Source organism: Sphingobium sp. IP1, from assembly GCF_002708645.1.
In the GTDB taxonomy this organism is placed as follows: Bacteria; Pseudomonadota; Alphaproteobacteria; order Sphingomonadales; family Sphingomonadaceae; genus Sphingobium; species Sphingobium yanoikuyae.
In genome coordinates this window covers 1-19,011 of sequence record NZ_NOIW01000101.1, presented here as the reverse complement: position 1 = coordinate 19,011, position 19,011 = coordinate 1, and the positions used below count along the sequence as shown (strand labels likewise).

Below are 19,011 nucleotides of genomic sequence, written 5' to 3'. Positions count from 1 at the left end.
GGGGTGGGCAATTGAGGCAGTGCCTGGACAGGCCCCCCCCCTAGCGGCCTCCCGCTTGCGGGAGGGGGAACATCTAATTACGCCGCGATATGCATCGGTTCGAGGCCCGCGAGGCGCGTCACGACCGTCAGTTCGGGCACCTGCCGCGGCTTGTGACCGTCCAGCGCCTTCGCCACCGCGCCGATATGGGCGGGCGTCGTGCCGCAGCAGCCGCCGACCATATTGACCAGCCCTTCATCCACCCACTGACGGATCAGCTTCGCGGTGGTTTCCGGCAGCTCGTCATATTGCCCCAGTTCATTGGGCAGGCCGGCATTGGGATAGGCCAGGATCAGCGTGTCGGCATTTTTCGACAGTTCGGCCAGATAAGGCCGCAGCAGGTCGGCGCCGAAGGCGCAGTTCACGCCGATGGTCAGCGGCTTCAGGTGGCGCAGCGAATACCAGAAGGCGTTGATCGTGTGGCCCGACAGGTTCCGACCCGACATGTCGGTGATGGTGAAGCTGAGCATCACCGGCACCGAACGGCCCGCCGCTTCCTCCGCCTCGCGCGCGGCCATGCCGGCAGCCTTGGCGTTCAACGTATCGAAGCAGGTTTCGATCAGCAGGAAGTCGACGCCGCCGGCGATCAGCGCGTCGCACTGCTCGCGATAATCGGCCTTGAGCGTATCATAATCGACCTCGCGATAGGCGGGATCGTTGACGTCGGGCGAGATGCTGAGCGTCTTGTTGGTCGGGCCGATGGAGCCGCAGACGAAGCGGGGCTTGCCGTCCTTCGCCGTCGCCTTTTCGCAGGCGGCCCGCGCGATCTTGGCGGCGGCGACATTGATGTCCCACACCAGATGCTCGCAGCCATAATCGGCCATCGCGATCTTGGTCGAGGAGAAGGTGTTGGTCTCGATCATGTCGGCGCCATTGTCGAGATAGGCGGTATGAATGCCCTCGACGATGTCCGGCCGGGTCAGGCAGAGCAGGTCGTTATTGCCCTTCTGGTCCTTGGCCAGGTCCAGGTCACCGCGATAATCGGCTTCGGTCAGGCCATGCTTCTGGATCGACGTGCCATAGCCACCGTCGAAGATCAGGATCTTTTCCGCCGCCAGGGCGCGCAAACGTGCTTCGGCGTTCATGCCGTCTTCTCCAGTTCAGCCGCAACCTGCGGGCGCAGGCCCAGCAGGTGGCAGATCGCATAGCTTAGTTCCGCCCGGTTGAGCGTATAGAAATGGAAGTCGCGCACGCCGCCCATATAGAGGTTGCGGCACAGTTCCGCCGCCAGCGTGGCGGAGACGAGCTGGCGCGCGGCGGGATGCTGGTCCAGCCCGTCGAACAGGCGGCCCATCCAGGCGGGGACATCGGTGTTGCACATCGCCGACATGCGCTGGACCGCGGCGAAATTGCTGACCGGCATGATGCCGGGAATGACGTCCGCATCGATGCCGGCGGCGGCGACCGTGTCGCGGAAGCGGAAGAAGGTGTCCGCCTCGAAGAAGAATTGGGTGATCGCACGGGTCGCGCCGGCGTCAATCTTGCGCTTCAAATTGTCGATGTCGCTCTGCGCGCTCAGCGCATCGGGATGGGTTTCGGGATAGGCCGCGACCGAAATCTCGAAATCATGGCGCTTGCGCAGCCCCTCGACCAGTTCGGCCGCGCCCTTGTAACCATCGGGGTGCGGCTGGAAGGCGGTGCCGGCCTCCGGCGGATCGCCGCGCAACGCGACGATATGGCGCACGCCCGCTTCCCAATAGGCATCAGCCACTTCGTCGATCTCGGCCTTGCTGGCGGCGACGCAGGTCAGGTGCGCGGCGGCGGCCAGCGGCGTTTCCCTGGCGATGCGCGCGACCGTATTATGGGTGCGCTCGCGGGTCGAGCCGCCCGCGCCATAGGTCACCGACACGAATTTGGGCGCCAGCGGCGTCAGCGTCTCGATCGCCGACCAGAGCTGTTCCTCCATCTTCTCCGTCTTGGGCGGGAAGAATTCGAAGCTCACATTGAGGTCGCCGGCCAGATCCGCATAGAGCGGCCCTTCGGCATGATGGCGGGCGCGGTCAGTCTGGGTCATGCGGAAATCCGTTCTTCGATGGGCAGGATGTCGGCGCCGCGCTGGCGCCCGAGCCATAATTGTACCGTCAGTTCCTGGCCGGGCAGCATGTCCACCCGCTCCAGTTCCAGGCCCGCCTGCGCGAACCAGCCTTCGATCTGCATGTCGGAAAAGCCCAGCCGCGCATGCTGGTCGCGGGTGCGCAGCTCCTCGCGTTCATGGGCGGCGAAATCGACGATCAGCACCCGGCCGCCGGGCCGCAGCACCTGCGCCGCCTGCGCGATCACCTGCTCGGGCGCCTGCGCATAATGCAGCACCTGATGCAGCAGCACCGTGTCGACACTGGCGGGATCGAGCGGCAGCGCGGAGAAATCGCCGAGCAGCAGCGCATATTTGTCGCCCGCATCCTCGGGCAGCTTGGCGCGGGCCAGCCGCAACATATCGGGGCTGCGATCAAGCGCCGTCACCTGATCGGCGGCCGGGCCGAACAATTCGATCATCCGCCCGGTGCCGGTGCCGATATCGAGCAGATGGCCGATCGCCTGCCCGTCCAGCATCGCGCGCATCGCCGCTTCCACATCCGCCTCGGCGACATGGAGCGAACGGATCGCGTCCCATTCCTCGGCATGTTCGGCGAAATAGGCTTCGGCGGCGCGGGCGCGCTCGGCCCGCACGGCGGCAAGGCGCGCGAGATCCGCATTTTGCCATGCGGCCTCGGCGGCCGACGGCTGCAACTGGTCGAACAAGGTGATGAAGGGCTGGACCGACGCTTTCTGGCCCAGCCGCAGGAAGACCCAATTGCCCTCCTTGCGCCGTTCGACCAGGCCGGATTCCACCAGGATGCGGATATGGCGCGACACGCGCGGCTGGCTCTGGTCGACCACCTGCGCCACTTCGCCAACGGCCAGTTCCATCGCCCGCAACAGGTGGACGATGCGCAGCCGCGTCGGGTCTCCAAGAGACCGGAAAATGTCGAGGGCGCCACTCATGCGGCAATCATATAAAGAAATCTTTATATGCGTCAATGGCCGTCCATTGCGGGCACTTCCGACAAAAACCGCGCCTTATCAGGCCCTCCCGCTCAGGAATGGGATTGCCTTGCTTCGCCCAAAGCATTACGAATCAGCGCGCAGGCGCAATGGGGGGTGAGCTTTTCTCCGAGAGTGGTCTGCATCTTTTTTTTCTCTGAGAGGGGTTTGCCCATGTCCAAGTCGATTGCTCTTTCGCTCGTTCTCGCCGCTTCGCTGGGTCTGGCTGCTTGCGGTGGCCACACCGCCGAAAACGCTGCCAACAACGCCGCCAACGCTGCTGAGAACGCTTCGAACGCTGCCGACAACGCCATGAACGCCGCGATGAACGCTGCCGACAACGCTGCGAACGCCGCTTCGAACGCGACCAACAACGTCGCCAACGCGATGTAATTTCCCTTTCGGGAAGAGTTTTTGGAAAAGGGCCGCACCGGAAACGGGAGCGGCCCTTTTCTTATGCGCGAAAGGATCGGCGATTGACCAAGCGACCTTCCCTGCTGCTCCTGCTGGCGCTGGGCGCCTGCAATTCCGGCCAGGATGATGGCGTCGGCGGCGTCAGCGCGGCCGAAGCCAGCGCGCTCAATGCCGCCGCGGCGCAGCTGGATGCGCGCGCCGGTGCCGCATCACCGCAGGAGGCCGGGCTCAACCCCGCCGCCGTCGCGGCCGCCCGCGCCGACCGGCGACAGGCCGGGGGCAATGCCGCCCGATAGCAAGAGGGCCGCCCCCTTTCACGGGGACGGCCCTTCATGGTCACCAGATGGGGTGATGCTCAGCAGTTGCGGTCGATCGCGCGGCCAGCCAGCGCACCGACGCCCGCGCCGATGATGGCGCCCGTGGTGCCGTCGCCCCGGCCATAGCGGCTGCTGCCCTTACCGACTTCGTTGCCGAGCAGGCCACCGGCGATCGCACCGATGATGGTGCCGCCCGTGCCATTGTCCCGGCAGCGATAGCCGCCGCGATAACCGCGATAGTCATTGCGGTAATAATTGCCGCGATAACCGCCGCGATAGCCACGGTCGCCGCGATAATAGTCGCCCCGATAGCCGCGATAGCCACGGTCACCGCGATAGCCGCGATCACCCCGATAATAGTCGCCGCGCTCATAACCGCGGCCCCAGCCATCGCGCGCCATGGCGGGCGTCGCGGTGACGGCGAGGGAGGCAGCGCCCATGGCGAGCGCAGCACCCATATTGATCAGATACTTCATCTTCATGGCGTTGCTCCTCAGATTGCCATTTCCGCGGTGAACCGGACGGGCCGATCACCAGGATTGATGCCCTTATGACTGATTCGCGTTGAGTGGAGCCTGAATGGCGGTGACAGCCACCGTTAAGCTGGCAACGCTTCGCCACTCCCCTGCTGCGTCCCGCCGACATTTCCCCTATGGCAGAGCGCGATGCGTCGAATCCTGATCGTTCTCGCTCTTGCGATCCTGCTGCTGCCTGCCCCGCCGTCCACCAAGCCCGCCGCCGTGCGGCCGGGCACCTTGCTGGTGACGGCGCGGGCGGTGCCGCTCGACAGCAGCGATCCCGAGCGCCACCGGGTCGGCACGCTCACCTATCTGGGCGGCTGGCAGCTTGGCAGCGACAATCCGGGCTTTGGCAGCATATCCTCGCTGCTGGTCGACGGACCGGGCCAGATATTGGCGCTGAGCGATGCCGGCGTGCTGATGGGCTTCCATGTCGGCCCCGGCCGCGCCAGCCGCCGCCCCTTCATCGCGCCGCTGCCGGTAAGGGCACAGGACAGGGACCGGCCCTGGTGGTCCTGGGATTCGGAATCCATGACCCATGATCCGGCGAGCGACCGCTATTGGGTCGGGTTCGAGCTGCTCCAGGCGATCTGCCGCTATTCGCCCGGCTTCGCGCGGGTGGAGGCGTGCCGGACCTGGCCGGAAATCGTCGCCTGGCCCAAGACCGGATCGATCGAATCCTTCACCCGCCTGCCCGATGGCCGCTTCATCGCGATCGGCGAGATGGGCATGACCGCCGACGGCCATCATGACACATTGCTCTGGTCGGGCGATCCGGCCGAGCATGACACGGCCGACCCGATTCACCTCCATTATGTCGCGCCGCAGGGCTATCGCCCGACCGACATGGTCGCGCTGGACGATCGCCATCTGCTGGTGCTGAACCGGCGCCTGACCCTGCAGGAACTGTTCACCGCGACGATCGCGATGATCGAGCTGCCTGAGAATCCCGCACCGAACACGGAACTGCGCGCGCGGACGCTGGCGCGGCTGGCGCCGCCGCTGCTGGCCGACAATTTCGAAGGACTGGCGCTCAGCCGGGAACAGGGCCGGACGATCCTGTGGGTCGCATCCGACGACAATCACGAATTCTTCCAGCGCACCTTGCTGCTGAAATTCCGATTGGATTGATCAGGGTCGGGGCGCGGACTGGTGCGGCGCATTCCCTGCTCAGCAGGGAATATCAAGAAACGCAAAAAAGCGGCCTGTTGCCAGGCCGCTTCTTATGCCGAAACGAATCGAAGCGAATCAGGCGGCTGCGGCAGCCTGCTTCTTGACGATGTCGCGCTTCAGGCGACGGGCCTTCAGCGACAGCTTGTCGTCGCTGGTCTTGACCAGCCAGTTGTCGAGGCCGCCATTATGCTCGACCGAGCGCAGACCATGGGTCGACACGCGCAGCTTGACGGTGGTTTCCAGCGTTTCGGAGATCAGCGACACGTTCTGCAGGTTCGGCAGGAACACGCGCTTGGTCTTGTTGTTGGCGTGGGAAACATTGTGACCCACCTGGCGACCCTTACCGGTCAGCTCGCAAATGCGCGACATAGTCAATCAACCTTTGAAATTCGGGTTCGTTCGGAAAGCGGCGCCGATAGCGGGATTCCCGCTCGCCGTCAACCTTCCGCTCGGTTCGTGGCACTATCGCAACCATTTCACCGGGCCCCGCGTTCATCCCCCCGTTCAATAGAGGAGAGTGCCATGCGTTTCATCGGCGGATTGCTGCTGATCGCGCTTATCGTCATCGGCGCCGGGATAGCAACCGGATTCATCGACTTGCAGAAGACTCAGGAGGGTCGCCTGCCCGAAGTGCAGGTAAAACAGGGCGCCCTGCCCAAATATGAGGCGAGCGTCGCCAAGGTCGAAGTGGGCAGCCGCAACGAAACGGTCGAGGTTCCGACCGTCGACGTGAAGAAACCCTGAGTCGATTCGCGGGCTTTTGATGCGCCTCCCGGCGCATGGACGGCACCAGCCCGCACCCCCACCCGGCCACCCAACAGCCTATCCTGGAATGGGCGGCCGGGTGGGGGTGCGGGCTGGTGCGGCTCTCCCTCTCCGACTAAGGCGGGGTCATGACCTCGCCCTTTCCCTTGCCCGAACCGATGCGCCGCGCCTTTGCGCTGGCGCGGCAAGCCGAAGCGGCGGGCGAGGTGCCGATCGGCGCCGTGGTCACGCGCGATGGCATCATCATCGGCGAGGGTGAGAATCGCAACCGCCGCGACAATGATCCCACTGCCCATGCCGAAATGGTGGCGATTCGTGCCGCCGCTACCCGGATCGGCGACTTCCGCCTGACCGGCTGCGACCTGTGGGTGACGCTGGAGCCGTGCCCGATGTGCGCGGGCGCCATCTCTCACGCCCGCGTCGCCCGGCTCTATTATGCGGTGTCTGACCCCAAGGGCGGCGCGGTCGAACAGGGACCGCGCCTCTTTGCCCAGCCGCAATGCCTGCACCGCCCCGAAATCTATGGCGGGCTGGCCGAGGCGGAAGGATCAGCGCTGCTGCGCGACTTTTTTGCCGCCCGGCGCTGAATAATTGATGCGGTAGAGCGTGTAGGGCAGCGTCATCGCCGTCTTGAGCGTCACCGGCTGCAACCAGGCCGGAATCGTGCCGCGCATCAGGTCCGCATAGAAGCCGCGCGGACTGCGCGACTGATAGATGGTTCCTTCCGGGAAATTGGGACAGACCAGCAAATAGGTCGCATGATGCTTGGCCGCGATCGGGCGGAAGGCGTCGGCCGGCCCGTCATAGGCATGATGCATGTCGAGGATCGTCGCGCCATTGCGATGATAGGGGCCGGCCACCGCGCTATGATGCGTCGTGGCGATGATGCGTGGTCCCAGATCGACCATGGTGAAGATGGTCGCCGGCGGCAGCTGGTCCAGCACCTCCAGCGCCGGCAGGGTGCGACAGCGGCCATTGGCCTTCTTGATCGCGTCGGTGCGGGCAATGGCAGACGGGCGCCATGGCCTGGGCTTGGTGCCGGTCGCCTGCTGCCACAGCGCGATCACCTGCGGATAGAGCGGATAGGCACAGGCGATGGCGCCGACCAGCAGCGCGCCGATCCCGGCCAGGATACGCACCCGGTGCGATCCGGTGAAGATCGCCGTCACCAGCCGCCATCCGGCCCAGGCAGCGGGCGGGATCGCCAGCAACTGCGCTGCCGGCCCGGCGCGCAGCTGCCAGAAGAGCAGAGCGGTCGAGAAAAGCATCATCAGGCCGATCGTCGCGAACGCCCAGAGCCGGTCGCTGTCGCGCCGCAATTCCCATAGCGCCCAGAGCAGGCCGATGAGGCCCACCGCCGGCAGCGCCATCAGCGGCACGACCAGGCTCTGCGCCTGCGCGGTGATGGGCTTTGCCTCGCGGATATTGGCGAGCCAGAGCTGCTGCAGCTCGGGCGAGATCTGATAGGGGGTCAGGCATTGCGGCCAATTGAGCAGGAAGAACAGGCCCACCGCCCCGCCGACGATCATGCCGGCGATCAGCCGCTGCCACCAGAGCCGCAGCGGCAGGCGGCTCAAGAGCACCATGCCCGCGCCGGCCGCGCCGAACACCGCGACCCAGATCGGCGAGATGGCATCGCATACCATGTGGCGATTATCGTAGCTGGCGAAGAGGACGTAGCAGAGCGATGTCGCCCCCGCGAGGCTGAGGCCATAGGGCAGCATCCGCCGCCCGGCGCCATCGCGGAACACCCAGCGCAGCGCCACCAGCGCGCCGCCAGCGGCGAGATAGACGATCATCTCCATGCCGATCGCCACCGACAGGGCGCTCGACACGCCGGCCACCACGCCGCCGCGCAGCCAGTTGCGATCGATGAGGCCCGCCATCATCGTCAGCGCCAGCGCCAGCTGCCAGCCATGATGGTCGATCCGCATCGGCGCGAACATGCCCAGGCCCATCTGCGCGGCGAGCGGCGCCAGCACCGCGAACAGCCAGGCCCAGCGCGCGCCGACGGCGCCGCCCGCCAGCCGCCGCGCGATCGACCCCAGGCTCAGCATCAGCAGGAACAGCGGCAGCAGCGGCGCGATCGCACAGGCCAGACGGTCAGCCAGATCCTGTTCGACAAAGGCGCGGAAGAACAGCATCAGCCCAGCGAGCGGGATGTCCACCAACCGCGACCAGTGGATATTGGCACCCCCCGGCGGATCGAGCCGATATTGGCGCAGATCATACCAGCCCTGCCCGGCCAGCCAGTCCTTCACCTGGACGAAGCGGATATTGTCGTCCGTATCGCTCAGCGTCAGCCAGTGGATCGCGGGCCAGCGATCGACCAGCATGCCGACCAGGATCGCGATCCAGATCAGGAAGGTCAGCCACTTCCAGTGGCGATCGGCATAGGCAGTGAGGATCGCGAACCAATGGGACGCGCGGGCGCGGACAGCAGGCCAGCTTTGCAAATTCATGGCCGGTGGATTAGACGCTCCACACCAAAGCGCAACGGGGCTCCATGAAAATCATCGACCGACTGTCGCCGGCCCATCAGGCCCTGTTCTGGCAGATATTGCGCTATGGCATCAGCGGCCTGTTCATCACCGCCTGCCAGGCGGCGATCTACTGGACGCTGGCGGCGCCGGTCGGCCTCCATCCACAGGTCGCCAATGGCATCGGCTATCTGTGCGCGGTCGCCATCGGCTATGTGCTGCACAATGCCTTCACCTTTCGCGGCCATGGCAGCCAGTCGGGCCATGCCGCGCGCGGCTTCCGCTTCGTCGCCGTCTCGCTGGTCAGCTATGCGCTCAACGCCCTGTGGGTCTATCTGTGCGTCACCCATATGCGCTGGCCCGAATGGTCGCCGATCCCGGCGATGATCTTCGTCACCCCCGCCGTGGTGTTCGGCCTCAACCGGCAATGGGTGTTCCGCTAAGGGAAATCCCCCGATTCCTCAGATCGCCAGCGCCCGGTTTGGCATGGCGCGCAAGCGGCCGACGTCGCGCTGCGGTGGCGCGCCGAACAGGCGGCGATATTCGCGGCTGAACTGGGACGGGCTGTCATAGCCGACCTGATAGCCGGCCTCGGCCGCGTCGATCCGCTGTGCCAGCATCATCTGCCGCGCCTGCTGGAGCCGCAGCTGCTTTTGATATTGCAGCGGCGTCATCGCCGTCGCCCGGCGAAAATGATCGTGGAAGCTCGACAGGCTCATGCCGGCAAGATCGGCCAGCACCGGGCCACTGAACGGCTCGCGATAATGGGCCTTGAGCCAGCGGATCGCGCGCGCGATCTGGCCGGTGCGGCTGTCGCCGCTCGCAATCGCGCGCAGCAGCCCGCCACTCGGCCCCATCATCAGCCGCAGCAGCAATTCCCGCTCGACCAAGGGCGCCAGCAGCGCGGCACTGTCCGGCTGGCCGAGCAGGCCGGTGAGCCGGCTCGCCGCGTCCAGCAGTTCGGGCGTGATCGGATGGAGCGAGAGCGCCCGGCCCTCCTCCACTACCGCAGCAGCCGGCAGGGCCAGCGCGATGTCGGACAGCAGCGCCGGGTCGAGATAGAGGCAGAAGCAGAGATAGGGGCTTTCCGCATCCGCCTGCGTCACCGTGCCGGTGATCGGCAGGTCGAGCGAGGCGACCAGATAGCTGGCCGGGCCATAGGCTATGACCGCGTCGCCCATCATCACCTGCTTGGCGCCCTGCGCGATGATGCACAGTGCCGGGCGCTGGAGCATATGCACCGGCTCGCCCGGCTGCGACCAGCGCACCAGCGTCAGGCGCGGGATCCGCGTGTCGACTATGCCGTCCGCGTCCATATGGCGGGCGATCTGCTCGCCCAGATGCTCATGAGTCATGCGCGCCACATCCCAGGAATTTCAGGCAATCGAGATAGCCCATAAGCCCACCAATGGCCACGCCCGATCATTCATTCGGAATATCGTGCAATCATGGCGCAGGACCATTCTACCGCTCCACGGCCGAACGGGCGCATTCATGCTCCATCGGATCGGATGTCGATCCGCCCCAAGGATGGAGCTTCAATCATGGCTATCGAGAACAAGGTCATCGCGATCACCGGCGCCAGCAGCGGCATTGGCGAGGGCACGGCGCGGCTGCTGGCGGCACGCGGGGCGAAGCTGATGCTGGGCGCCCGCCGCACCGATCGACTGGCGGCGCTTGCCGACGAACTCAATGCTGCCGGCGGCACGGTCGCTTTCCGCGCGCTCGACGTCACCGACCGCGCCGATGTCGAGGCGTTCATTGCCGCGACGCAGGCCGAATTTGGCCGCATCGACGTGCTGGTCAGCAATGCCGGGCTGATGCCGCTGTCGCGCTTCGACAGTTTGAAGGTCGAGGAATGGGATCGGATGATCGACGTCAATGTCCGCGGCGTGCTGCACGGCATCGCCGCCGCCCTGCCCCGCTTCAAGGCCCAGGGCAGCGGCCATTTCGTCAATATCTCGTCGATCGGCGGCTATCGCGTCTGGCCGACCTGCGGCGTCTATTCGGCGACCAAATATGCGGTGCGCGCCATTTCCGACGGGCTGCGCATGGAGCATGACGATATCCGCGTCACCATCGTGTCGCCCGGTGTGGTCGAATCCGAACTGGCGAGCACCATCACCGAAGCGGGCGCCGCCGCCGCGATGGAGGATTTCCGCGCCATCGCCCTGACGCCCGACGCGATCGCCCGCGCCATCGCCTATGCGGTGGAACAGCCCGACGATGTCGATGTGAACGAATTGATCGTCCGTCCGGTGCGAACGATGGACTGAGGAAGAGAGCATTTGAGAAATGGCGGTACCAGCCCGCTCCCCCGCCCAACCGCCCGATCCAGTGTCATCCTGTCGGGTGGTTGGGCGGGGGAGCGGGCTGGTACCGTACCGAAAAATCGCTCTTTCGCGATTTTTCCAAACAGACTCCGGGATCGGTTCAGGCCATCCCGCACCAAACGGCCGGCCGCCCCTGCACGGGCGGCCGGCGCCGTTTCGTCAGTGGACGAAACGCGCGACGACGTCGCGGTAGGAACGGCTGACCTTCACCTGGGCGCCGGATTCCAGCACCAGGAAGCATTCGCCGTTGGTATGGGGCTTCACCTGGCGCACCTGGCTCAGGTTGACGATGGTCGAGCGATGGACGCGCTGGAAATTGCGCGGGTCGAGCCGCTTTTCCAGATCCTTCATCGTCTCGCGCAGGATCAGCGAATTGTCGGCGGTATAGATGCACATATAGTCGCCCGCCGCGTCGATCCGCTCGATCGAATCCACGTCGACGCGGAAAATCTGCCCGCGATCCTTGATGTTGATGAGCTTCTCGAACCGGTTCGACGCCGGCGCATCCTCGTCGCCATTGGCAAAATCGTGCATCGCGTCGGGCGCCACTTCGGCCAGCACCTCGCGCAGCTTTTCCGCTTCCTGCACCTGCTTCTTCTCGGACAGGCGCAGGCGCACCCGGTCGAGCGCATCGGCCAGGCGGCCTTCATCCACCGGCTTCATCAGATAATCGACCGCCTGTGCCTCGAAGGCGCGGATCGCATGGTCGCTATAGGCGGTGACGAAGATGAACAAAGGTGGTTCGACCTCCATCATCCCCTGGACGACGGAGAAGCCGTCGAAGCCGGGCATCTGGATATCGAGGAACACAAGGTCGGGTTTATGCGTCTTGATGGCACGGATGGCTTCGCGGCCATTGGTGCAGGTCTCGATGATTTCGACATCCTCATGCGCTTGCAGACGGAGCTTAAGGCCTTGGATAGCCAGGCTTTCGTCGTCGACGAGGATTGTTCTGATGGTCATGCGGCCACTTTCGATGTTTCATCCATGTTAAGCGGAATTTCGATGATGACCGAAAATCCGCTTGGCGTGGAACGCGTTTCGAACCGCTGTCGTTCCCCGAAGGCCTGAATTAACCGGTCCCGGATGTTCGGCAGGCCGACGCCCGTCCCCTCGCTGACCGGAATGTGTGGCTTCATTGCGCCATCGTTCAATCCCGGCCCGCTGTCCGACACGACGATCCGGACATTTTCACCGGCGGGTTGCGCCGAGACCGAGATTTCCGCCCCTTCCTCCTTGGGCGTGACCGCATATTTGATCGCATTTTCCACCAGCGGCTGCAGCAGCAGCGACGGCAGGCGCGCATGGGCGACCGAGGGATGGACGTCGAAGGACGGCCGCAGCCGGTCCTCGAACCGCATCTTCTCGATCTCCAGATAGAGTTTCAGCGTCTCGATCTCCTGCTCGATCGTCACCTGCGCGGTCGGCTCGTTGATCAGCGTATAGCGCAGGAAGGAGGACAGCCGCGACAGCATCGCATTGGCGCGCGTCGTTTCCTTGAGCAGCACCAGGGTCGAGATGGAATTGAGCGTGTTGAACAGGAAATGCGGATTGAGCTGATAGCGCAGCATGGCGAGCTGCGCGCTCGACGCCTGATTCTCCAGATGCAGCAGCTGATCCGCCTGCTCCTCCACCGTCAGGTAGAAGTTGATCGCATAATAGAGCGCAGACCAGGCCCCCAGCAGCGTCATCGACAGATAGAAGGCGCCCAGGAACAGCTGCAAGCCGGCGGTTTCGCTGCCCTTGTTCTGGGTCGAAAAGACCCAGGCATCGATGAAGGCGACCATCGCGGCGGCGGCGACCACGGTGACGATCGACGCGCCCCAGGTGAGGATCGGCCGCTGTTTCTGCAGGAAGCGGAAGGCGACCGCGATCAGCAAGGTCGCCGAATAGCCGGTAACGGTGGAGATCAGCACCGGGATCAGACTGGACAGCGGCTGACCATTGGCGATGGTGGACGACCCGCGCAGCAGGAAGGCCCCGGCCCAGCCAAGCGACTGGAGGTTCCAGAAAGCGCGATTCTTGTCCGCGAAAAAGGGTTTGGGCTGCAGGGGATGGACTGACATTGCCGACAGCCTAGGCGATTTCAGCGCCATGGTGAAGCCGCCCCGTCGTCCGGTATCAGGCCGCCGCAGCCGGCTCTTGCGCCATCGGGGTCACTTCGTCGCGGCACAGCCAGACCAGATCGCTCAGGTCCAGCGTGCGGCCGTCATGCGCCTGGATCGCGATCGCGCGGATCGGCATGCCATCGCGCTTGTCCGCCAGCACCTGGCAGAAGGGTGGCGCGCTGCCCCATTTCTCGCCCCACTGGCGCAGGGCGATCATCGCGGGAGCCAGTTCCTGCCCCTTTTCGGTCAGCCGATATTCGACCTTGCGCCGGTCGCATTGCATCGGCTGGCGCAGCATGATGCCATTTTCGACGAGCCGCGCGAGGCGGTTGGCCAGGATGTTGCGGGCAATGCCCAGCGTCGACTGGAACTCCTCGAAATGGCGAATGCCCGACAGGGCGCCGCGCAGGATCAGGAAGGACCAGCGCTCACCCATCGCCTCCAGCGCGGCGGGAAGGGCGCATTGTTCCAGGTCCTGGGCAAGATTATGTTTCATGATGTCGATCTAATAGCGCAAAGCGGCAACCGTTGCAAAAGTTGCACAAAGGCAACCCAAATCACACAGATCGGGATTTTTTTGTTGCGCTGCAAGGCGCTTCCCACACAATCGGGAAACGATGCTACGTCAATATGAACTTGTCGAACGGGTAAAGCGCTACGATCCGGATGCGGATGAAGCGATGATCAACCGCGCTTATGTCTTTTCTGTCCAGAAGCATGGCAGCCAGAAGCGCGCCAGCGGTGACCCCTATTTCAGCCATCCGATCGAGGTCGCGGGTATCCTGACCGACTTCTATCTGGACGACCAGACGATCGTGACGGCGCTGCTGCACGACACGATCGAGGATACGCTGGTCACCTATGACGAGATCGAGGAGGCGTTCGGCAAGGATGTCGCCCGCATGGTCGACGGCGTGACCAAGCTCTCCAAGATCGAGGCCATGTCCGAAAATGAGCGGGCGGCCGAGAATCTGCGCAAGTTCCTGCTCGCCATGTCGGACGATATCCGCGTGCTGCTGGTGAAGCTGGCCGACCGGCTGCACAATATGCGCACGCTGCACTTCATCAAGAATGAGCAGAAGCGCCGCCGCATCGCCAAGGAGACGATGGACATCTATGCCCCGCTGGCGGAGCGGATCGGCATGTATGACTTCATGCGCGAGATGCAGTTGCTCGCCTTCCGCGTGCTGGAACCCGAAGCCTATGACAGCATCACCAAGCGGCTGGAGCAGCTGAAGGAAGGCGGCCATGACAAGGTCGACCGGATCGGCGCGGAGCTGCAATTGCTGCTGGGCGGCCATAATCTGTCCGTCACCGTGTCGGGCCGCGAAAAGCACCCCTATTCCATCTGGAAAAAGATGCAGGAACGGCACATCAGCTTCGAACAGCTGACCGACGTCATGGCCTTCCGCGTCATCACCGAGACGACCGAGGATTGCTATCGCGCGCTCGGCGTCATCCACCAGACCTTCAAGATGGTGCCAGGCCGGTTCAAGGATTATATCTCCACCCCCAAGCGCAACGGCTATCGCTCGCTGCACACCACGGTCATCCATCAGGAAAATGCCCGGATCGAGGTGCAGCTGCGCAGCCGCGACATGCATAATGACGCCGAACTCGGCCTCGCGGCGCACTGGGCCTACAAGCAGAAGGGCGACGCCACCGACCAGAATGCGGCCTGGCTGCGCGACCTGGTCGAAATCCTGGAACAGAGCCAGGATGCCGACGAACTGCTCGAACATACCCGCATGGCGATGTATCAGGATCGCATCTTCGCCTTCTCGCCCAAGGGGGAGCTGCACCAGTTGCCCAAGGGATCGACCCCGGTCGACTTCGCCTATGCCGTCCACACCTCGCTCGGCAACCAGACCGTCGGGGCGAAGGTGAATGGCCGGGTGGTGCCGCTGCGCACCTCCCTGGAAAATGGCGACCAGGTCGAAATCCTGAAATCCGCCGGCCAGGAACCCCAGCCCGGCTGGCTCAGCTTCGCCATCACCGGCAAGGCGCGCGCTGCCATCCGCCGCTTCATCCGCCAGAAGCAGCGCGGCGAGGAAGTGGCGCTGGGCGAAAAACTCTATGAGGAAATCATCGGCCGCTTCTCGCCCGAACTGGCGAGCGAGCTGGGCGACAAGGCGCTCAACGCCGCGCTCAAGCGGTTGAAGCTGGAGGATCGCGCCTCGCTGATGGTGGCGATCGCCACCCATCGCCTGCTCGATTCCGAAGTGATGGAGGCGCTGATCCCCGGCTCCACCAGCGGCCAGGAACTGGAAGAAGCCCATCCGCGCCAGCATGCCCCGGTCTCGATCCGCGGCCTGACGCCGGGCATCGCCTACAAGCTGAGCGAATGCTGCCACCCGGTGCCGGGCGACCGCATCGTCGGCATCCGCCGCACCGGCGAGCCGATCGAGGTCCACACCATCGACTGCCGCACGCTGGAGGCCGGCCAGGACGACGACTGGGTCGACCTGAGCTGGGACAGCAAGTCCAAGGGCGGCACCGCCCGGCTGCAGGTCATCGTCAAGAACCAGCCCGGCGCGCTTGCCGCCGTCGCCAATGTGTTCGGCGCGACCAAGGCGAACATCCTCAACCTGCAACTGGTCAACCGCGAAGGCCCGTTCCACACCGACATCATCGACCTGGAAGTGGCCGACGCCCAGCATTTGAGCCGCATCGTCTCGGCGCTGCGCGCCCTCGACACGGTGGTGCAGGCGGACCGGGTCTAGGACCATCCTCGCTTCGGCGGTGGCACCTATCGCCACTGCCGAAGCGGGCCATCGATCAGGCAGCCGCCTCGATCCGCATCCGCAGGCCCAGCGCCGGCAGCAGCTTCAACATGCTGCCCAGCGTCGGATTCCCGTCGGGGCCGAGCATCCGATAAAGTTGCTGGCGCTTCATGCCCGTTGCCTTCGCCAGTTCGGTCATGCCATGCGCCCGCGCCACGATCCCGATGGCCTGGGTAATGACATGCACGTCACCGGTGGCGAACGCATCGGCGAGCAGTTCCGCCTGATCCTCCGCTTGCGTCAGCGCCTCAGCTGCATCAAAGCGGGTCAATTCGATCGTCATACCAGCCTCCTTGGCCGGGTCGATGAGGGACAGCTCAATCGATCCGGGCCGCCATATACTTTGCCCTGGCGATGTCCCGCGGCTGGCTCGACTTGTCGCCACCAACCAGCAGGACGATCAGCCGGTCCCCACGCCGCACGAAATAGAGGCGATAACCCGGACCGAAATCGACACGCGCCTCCAGCACGCCATCGCCCACCGACTTCACATCGCCCAGCAATCCCAGTTCGAAGCGCGCAATCCGCCCGGCAACCTTCGACCGCGCCCGGCGATCGCGAAGCGCGGCAAACCATTCTGCAAAGACCGGCGTTTGCAGCACTTCCATGCCGACAACATATATGTGACACACCAACGCTTATCAAGCCATCGTCGGCCGCACCCGCCGCCCTGCCAGCGTTTATCCGTTGCGTTCCATGCCCAAAATCTGTAAGGGCGCCCCAGCAGACCCGTGGCTCATGCCATTGGTCTTCCGTCCGAGACAGTTGGTGAAGGGAATTTGCCCTTCTTAATCTCCAGCCTAGACGGGGAAAAGTTCTTTACCGGACGGGCCATGCGCCCGATTCGGGTCTGCCTGATTTCCTTTTCGAGGATATGGGCCAGTCGACCTCTCCCCTTCGGACTTAACTGCCCCATGGCTTGCCATGGGTTTTAGCCGTTCGCGTGGCGCAAGCGACGCGAACATGAAGTGGAGAATGGCATGGATCGTAATCAGAAATCTGAGATCGTCTCCGCGCTGAACGCTCAGCTGGCAGAAGTTGGTGTGGTCGTCGTGACCCGCAACCTCGGCATGACCGTCGCTCAGTCGACCGTCCTGCGCCAGAAGATGCGCGACGCCGGTGCGTCCTACAAGGTTACGAAGAACCGCCTCGTCAAGATCGCCCTCGAAGGCACCGACTATACCGGCATCAGCGACCTGCTGACCGGCCCCGTCGGCCTCGCCTCGTCGGTCGATCCGGTTGCAGCCGCCAAGGTTGCAGTCGATTTCGCGAAGACCAACGACAAGCTTGAGATCGTTGGCGGCGCGATGGGCGAAGTGCTGCTCGATGCGGAGGGCGTCAAGGCCCTGGCATCGATGCCGTCGCTGGATGAACTGCGTGCGAAGCTGGTCGGCCTTCTGGTCGCCCCGGCTACCAAGCTCGCAACCGTCACCCAGGCACCGGCTGCGCAGCTTGCGCGCGTCTTCAACGCCTATGCGGAGAAGGAAGCGGCCTGAGCCGCCCCTCATCCTCATTAACTTTTGAACCTCATTTGTTCGGGGCAATCGCCCCTTAGAAGGAATTGAAAAATGGCAGACATCAACGCTCTGGTCGATCAGCTCTCGGCCCTCACCGTCCTCGAAGCCGCTGAGCTGTCGAAGGCTCTGGAAGAAAAGTGGGGCGTTTCGGCCGCCGCTGCTGTCGCTGTGGCCGCTCCGGCTGCTGGCGGCGCCGCTCCGGCTGCTGAAGAGCAGACCGAATTCGACGTGATCCTGACCGGCGACGGTGGCAAGAAGATCAACGTCATCAAGGAAGTCCGCGCCATCACCGGCCTGGGCCTGACCGAAGCCAAGGCTCTGGTCGAAGGCGCCCCGAAGGCTGTCAAGGAAGGCGCCAGCAAGGACGAAGCCGAAAAGCTGAAGAAGCAGCTGGAAGAAGCCGGCGCGACCGTCGAGCTGAAGTAAGCTGTTGTGGCCTTGCTTCGGCAAGGCCCGGCTTCCTGGCTCCGGCTAGAGAAATTAGGGGTGGTGCCTTCGGGCGCCGCCCCTTTTTCTTTGTCGGATCAAGCCGATTGATTTCCGCGCCATATTTGCCTCTATTCCCGCCCAGACAATGGCATGGAGGATGCAGGCGATGCGGCGGACCACTATCATCGGGCTGGGCGCCCTGTTGCTCGGCACCAGCGCCCTTGGCACGGCGCCGCTCGCCGCCCGTTCCCCCACGCCCCAGCCGCAGATGGTCCAGACCGAAGCGGGAATCGTCCATGGCGCGCTCGACGCCGGGGTGGAAAGCTGGAAGGGCATTCCCTTCGCCGCGCCGCCGGTCGGCGACCTGCGCTGGCGCATGCCCCAGCCAGCGGCCCGCTGGCAGGGCGTGCGCGAAGCCACCGCCTATCGCAACGACTGCATGCAGCTGCCCTTCCCCAGCGACGCGGCCCCGCTCGGCACCCCGCCGGCCGAGGATTGCCTCTACGCCAATGTCTGGAAGCCCGCCGGCGCGAGCGCCAAACTGCCGGTCCTGTTCTGGATCTATGGCGGCGGCTTCGTGAATGGTGGCTCCTCCCCGCCGACCTATTCGGGTGCCGCGCTCGCGAAGCAGGGGCTGATGGTGGTCAGCTTCAACTATCGGCTCGGCCGCTTCGGCACCTTCGCCCACCCCGCCCTTGCCGCCGCGAACGAGGACAAGGGCCTCGCCGGCAATTACGGCCTGATGGATCAGGTCGCGGCGCTGCAATGGGTGAAGCGCAACATCGCCCGTTTCGGCGGCGATCCCGCCAACATCACCATCATTGGCGAAAGCGCAGGCGGCATGTCGGTCCACGCGCTGCTGACCTCGCCTTTGTCGCAGGGCCTGTTCCAGCGCGCGGTCATCATGTCGGGTGGCGACGGCCAGATGATGGGGCCAAAGGATGGCAGCGCCGCCACAATCGGCGAGGCCTTTGCCGCGACCAGGGGGATCAAGGGCAGCGACGCCGCCGCGCTCAAGGCGCTGCGCGCCCTGCCCGCCGACCAGGTGATCGACGGCCTCAATCTGGAAGGCATGTTTAAGGGCCAGCTTGGCCCCTACAGCCCGCCCTTCCCC

23 protein-coding genes are annotated in these 19,011 nt (G+C 64.6%); 11 read left to right on the top strand and 12 right to left on the bottom strand.

From position 1 onward, the window contains the following. Positions 1–77: 77 nt before the first annotated feature. From CG471_RS24005 to CG471_RS23995, 3 genes are read right to left on the bottom strand one after another with little or no spacing between them, the layout of a single operon-like run. Positions 78–1,124, bottom strand: a complete 1,047-nt coding sequence (locus tag CG471_RS24005) for a homocysteine S-methyltransferase family protein (protein ID WP_099234012.1) — start codon at positions 1,122–1,124, stop codon at positions 78–80. Next, positions 1,121–2,053 (bottom strand): methylenetetrahydrofolate reductase, encoded by a 933-nt coding sequence (gene metF, locus CG471_RS24000; protein ID WP_099234011.1) that lies wholly within the window; start codon positions 2,051–2,053, stop codon positions 1,121–1,123. Before metF ends, CG471_RS24005 begins: the two co-directional genes overlap by 4 nt. Beyond that, positions 2,050–3,021 carry a metalloregulator ArsR/SmtB family transcription factor gene (locus CG471_RS23995; protein WP_099234010.1) on the bottom strand — a complete coding sequence of 324 codons (972 nt, stop codon included), beginning with the start codon at positions 3,019–3,021 and terminating at the stop codon, positions 2,050–2,052. The genes metF and CG471_RS23995 overlap by 4 nt, the downstream gene beginning before the upstream one ends. A gap of 213 nt (positions 3,022–3,234) precedes the next feature. Here CG471_RS23995 and CG471_RS23990 point away from each other — a divergent pair, with 213 nt between their 5' ends. Together CG471_RS23990 and CG471_RS23985 are read left to right on the top strand one after the other, a co-directional pair. Beyond that, positions 3,235–3,453, top strand: coding sequence for a hypothetical protein (locus CG471_RS23990; protein ID WP_004210488.1), 219 nt, complete (start codon positions 3,235–3,237; stop codon positions 3,451–3,453). Positions 3,454–3,536: 83 nt separating this feature from the next. Beyond that, positions 3,537–3,770: a hypothetical protein gene (locus CG471_RS23985; RefSeq protein ID WP_099234009.1), complete on the top strand. Its 234-nt coding sequence runs from the start codon at positions 3,537–3,539 to the stop codon at positions 3,768–3,770. Positions 3,771–3,829: 59 nt separating this feature from the next. Here the strand turns inward: CG471_RS23985 and CG471_RS23980 are convergent, their stop codons facing one another. Further along, on the bottom strand, positions 3,830–4,273 hold the full coding sequence (locus CG471_RS23980; protein ID WP_099234008.1) for a glycine zipper 2TM domain-containing protein: 444 nt from the start codon (positions 4,271–4,273) through the stop codon (positions 3,830–3,832). Positions 4,274–4,456: 183 nt separating this feature from the next. Between CG471_RS23980 and CG471_RS23975 the strand changes: the two genes are divergently transcribed. Next, complete coding sequence (locus CG471_RS23975) at positions 4,457–5,440, top strand: esterase-like activity of phytase family protein (protein WP_099234007.1); 984 nt, start codon at positions 4,457–4,459, stop codon at positions 5,438–5,440. Positions 5,441–5,557: 117 nt separating this feature from the next. Here the strand turns inward: CG471_RS23975 and rpmB are convergent, their stop codons facing one another. Continuing rightward, on the bottom strand, positions 5,558–5,851 hold the full coding sequence (gene rpmB, locus CG471_RS23970) for a 50S ribosomal protein L28 (protein WP_004210484.1): 294 nt from the start codon (positions 5,849–5,851) through the stop codon (positions 5,558–5,560). A gap of 153 nt (positions 5,852–6,004) precedes the next feature. On the opposite strand from rpmB, the gene CG471_RS23965 reads away from it, so the two are divergent. Further along, complete coding sequence (locus CG471_RS23965; RefSeq protein ID WP_048938363.1) at positions 6,005–6,226, top strand: hypothetical protein; 222 nt, start codon at positions 6,005–6,007, stop codon at positions 6,224–6,226. A 149-nt stretch (positions 6,227–6,375) separates the two neighbouring features. Further along, positions 6,376–6,834 (top strand): nucleoside deaminase, encoded by a 459-nt coding sequence (locus CG471_RS23960; protein ID WP_099234006.1) that lies wholly within the window; start codon positions 6,376–6,378, stop codon positions 6,832–6,834. Here the strand turns inward: CG471_RS23960 and CG471_RS23955 are convergent. Beyond that, the gene (locus tag CG471_RS23955; protein WP_099234005.1) at positions 6,796–8,709 is read right to left on the bottom strand and encodes a hypothetical protein; all 1,914 of its coding nucleotides are present in this window, start codon (positions 8,707–8,709) and stop codon (positions 6,796–6,798) included. The two genes, CG471_RS23960 and CG471_RS23955, sit on opposite strands and share 39 nt — an antisense overlap. Positions 8,710–8,753: 44 nt before the next feature. Between CG471_RS23955 and CG471_RS23950 the strand changes: the two genes are divergently transcribed. Then, the gene (locus CG471_RS23950; protein WP_037516222.1) at positions 8,754–9,170 is read left to right on the top strand and encodes a GtrA family protein; all 417 of its coding nucleotides are present in this window, start codon (positions 8,754–8,756) and stop codon (positions 9,168–9,170) included. An 18-nt stretch (positions 9,171–9,188) separates the two neighbouring features. Here CG471_RS23950 and CG471_RS23945 read toward each other — a convergent pair whose 3' ends face one another. Then, entirely contained in the window at positions 9,189–10,082 is an 894-nt protein-coding gene (locus CG471_RS23945) for an AraC family transcriptional regulator (RefSeq protein WP_099234014.1), read from the bottom strand. 189 nt (positions 10,083–10,271) lie between these two features. Between CG471_RS23945 and CG471_RS23940 the strand changes: the two genes are divergently transcribed. Next, positions 10,272–11,003 (top strand): SDR family oxidoreductase, encoded by a 732-nt coding sequence (locus CG471_RS23940; RefSeq protein WP_099234004.1) that lies wholly within the window; start codon positions 10,272–10,274, stop codon positions 11,001–11,003. A 216-nt stretch (positions 11,004–11,219) separates the two neighbouring features. Here CG471_RS23940 and CG471_RS23935 read toward each other — a convergent pair whose 3' ends face one another. The 3 genes from CG471_RS23935 to CG471_RS23925 are packed head-to-tail and all read right to left on the bottom strand — an operon-like array spanning position 11,220 to position 13,664. Continuing rightward, a complete protein-coding gene (locus CG471_RS23935; protein WP_004210477.1) occupies positions 11,220–12,023 on the bottom strand; it encodes a LytTR family DNA-binding domain-containing protein in 804 nt (267 codons plus the stop codon). Continuing rightward, positions 12,020–13,126, bottom strand: a complete 1,107-nt coding sequence (locus tag CG471_RS23930) for a sensor histidine kinase (protein WP_099234003.1) — start codon at positions 13,124–13,126, stop codon at positions 12,020–12,022. The genes CG471_RS23935 and CG471_RS23930 overlap by 4 nt, the downstream gene beginning before the upstream one ends. A 55-nt stretch (positions 13,127–13,181) precedes the next feature. Beyond that, complete coding sequence (locus CG471_RS23925; RefSeq protein ID WP_004210475.1) at positions 13,182–13,664, bottom strand: helix-turn-helix domain-containing protein; 483 nt, start codon at positions 13,662–13,664, stop codon at positions 13,182–13,184. 121 nt (positions 13,665–13,785) lie between these two features. On the opposite strand from CG471_RS23925, the gene CG471_RS23920 reads away from it, so the two are divergent. Next, positions 13,786–15,891 carry a bifunctional (p)ppGpp synthetase/guanosine-3',5'-bis(diphosphate) 3'-pyrophosphohydrolase gene (locus CG471_RS23920; protein ID WP_037516216.1) on the top strand — a complete coding sequence of 702 codons (2,106 nt, stop codon included), beginning with the start codon at positions 13,786–13,788 and terminating at the stop codon, positions 15,889–15,891. Between the two features lie 55 nt (positions 15,892–15,946). Here the strand turns inward: CG471_RS23920 and CG471_RS23915 are convergent, their stop codons facing one another. Together CG471_RS23915 and CG471_RS23910 are read right to left on the bottom strand one after the other, a co-directional pair. Further along, complete coding sequence (locus tag CG471_RS23915) at positions 15,947–16,234, bottom strand: addiction module antidote protein (RefSeq protein ID WP_037506112.1); 288 nt, start codon at positions 16,232–16,234, stop codon at positions 15,947–15,949. A gap of 34 nt (positions 16,235–16,268) precedes the next feature. Beyond that, positions 16,269–16,559, bottom strand: coding sequence for a type II toxin-antitoxin system RelE/ParE family toxin (locus tag CG471_RS23910; protein ID WP_099234002.1), 291 nt, complete (start codon positions 16,557–16,559; stop codon positions 16,269–16,271). 372 nt (positions 16,560–16,931) lie between these two features. Between CG471_RS23910 and rplJ the strand changes: the two genes are divergently transcribed. The 3 genes from rplJ to CG471_RS23895 all read left to right on the top strand — a co-directional run. Continuing rightward, positions 16,932–17,447 (top strand): 50S ribosomal protein L10, encoded by a 516-nt coding sequence (gene rplJ / locus CG471_RS23905; protein ID WP_004210472.1) that lies wholly within the window; start codon positions 16,932–16,934, stop codon positions 17,445–17,447. A gap of 72 nt (positions 17,448–17,519) precedes the next feature. Continuing rightward, complete coding sequence (gene rplL, locus CG471_RS23900) at positions 17,520–17,894, top strand: 50S ribosomal protein L7/L12 (protein WP_004210471.1); 375 nt, start codon at positions 17,520–17,522, stop codon at positions 17,892–17,894. A 169-nt stretch (positions 17,895–18,063) separates the two neighbouring features. Further along, positions 18,064–19,011, top strand: a 948-nt coding sequence (locus tag CG471_RS23895; protein WP_099234013.1) for a carboxylesterase family protein, incomplete at its 3' end; no start/stop codon positions are given.

Coding starts and splice junctions, on each gene's coding strand:
- CG471_RS23920 (WP_037516216.1), top strand. CDS start 13,786: ATGCTACGTCAATATGAACTTGTCGAACGGGTAAAGCGCTACGATCCG.
- CG471_RS23945 (WP_099234014.1), bottom strand. CDS start 10,082: ATGACTCATGAGCATCTGGGCGAGCAGATCGCCCGCCATATGGACGCG.
- CG471_RS23990 (WP_004210488.1), top strand. CDS start 3,235: ATGTCCAAGTCGATTGCTCTTTCGCTCGTTCTCGCCGCTTCGCTGGGT.
- CG471_RS23960 (WP_099234006.1), top strand. CDS start 6,376: ATGACCTCGCCCTTTCCCTTGCCCGAACCGATGCGCCGCGCCTTTGCG.
- CG471_RS23955 (WP_099234005.1), bottom strand. CDS start 8,709: ATGAATTTGCAAAGCTGGCCTGCTGTCCGCGCCCGCGCGTCCCATTGG.
- CG471_RS23975 (WP_099234007.1), top strand. CDS start 4,457: ATGCGTCGAATCCTGATCGTTCTCGCTCTTGCGATCCTGCTGCTGCCT.
- rplJ (WP_004210472.1), top strand. CDS start 16,932: ATGGATCGTAATCAGAAATCTGAGATCGTCTCCGCGCTGAACGCTCAG.
- CG471_RS24005 (WP_099234012.1), bottom strand. CDS start 1,124: ATGAACGCCGAAGCACGTTTGCGCGCCCTGGCGGCGGAAAAGATCCTG.
- rpmB (WP_004210484.1), bottom strand. CDS start 5,851: ATGTCGCGCATTTGCGAGCTGACCGGTAAGGGTCGCCAGGTGGGTCAC.
- CG471_RS23910 (WP_099234002.1), bottom strand. CDS start 16,559: ATGGAAGTGCTGCAAACGCCGGTCTTTGCAGAATGGTTTGCCGCGCTT.
- CG471_RS23980 (WP_099234008.1), bottom strand. CDS start 4,273: ATGAAGATGAAGTATCTGATCAATATGGGTGCTGCGCTCGCCATGGGC.
- CG471_RS23930 (WP_099234003.1), bottom strand. CDS start 13,126: ATGTCAGTCCATCCCCTGCAGCCCAAACCCTTTTTCGCGGACAAGAAT.
- CG471_RS23940 (WP_099234004.1), top strand. CDS start 10,272: ATGGCTATCGAGAACAAGGTCATCGCGATCACCGGCGCCAGCAGCGGC.
- CG471_RS23925 (WP_004210475.1), bottom strand. CDS start 13,664: ATGAAACATAATCTTGCCCAGGACCTGGAACAATGCGCCCTTCCCGCC.
- CG471_RS23950 (WP_037516222.1), top strand. CDS start 8,754: ATGAAAATCATCGACCGACTGTCGCCGGCCCATCAGGCCCTGTTCTGG.
- rplL (WP_004210471.1), top strand. CDS start 17,520: ATGGCAGACATCAACGCTCTGGTCGATCAGCTCTCGGCCCTCACCGTC.
- CG471_RS23915 (WP_037506112.1), bottom strand. CDS start 16,234: ATGACGATCGAATTGACCCGCTTTGATGCAGCTGAGGCGCTGACGCAA.
- CG471_RS23965 (WP_048938363.1), top strand. CDS start 6,005: ATGCGTTTCATCGGCGGATTGCTGCTGATCGCGCTTATCGTCATCGGC.
- CG471_RS23995 (WP_099234010.1), bottom strand. CDS start 3,021: ATGAGTGGCGCCCTCGACATTTTCCGGTCTCTTGGAGACCCGACGCGG.
- metF (WP_099234011.1), bottom strand. CDS start 2,053: ATGACCCAGACTGACCGCGCCCGCCATCATGCCGAAGGGCCGCTCTAT.
- CG471_RS23935 (WP_004210477.1), bottom strand. CDS start 12,023: ATGACCATCAGAACAATCCTCGTCGACGACGAAAGCCTGGCTATCCAA.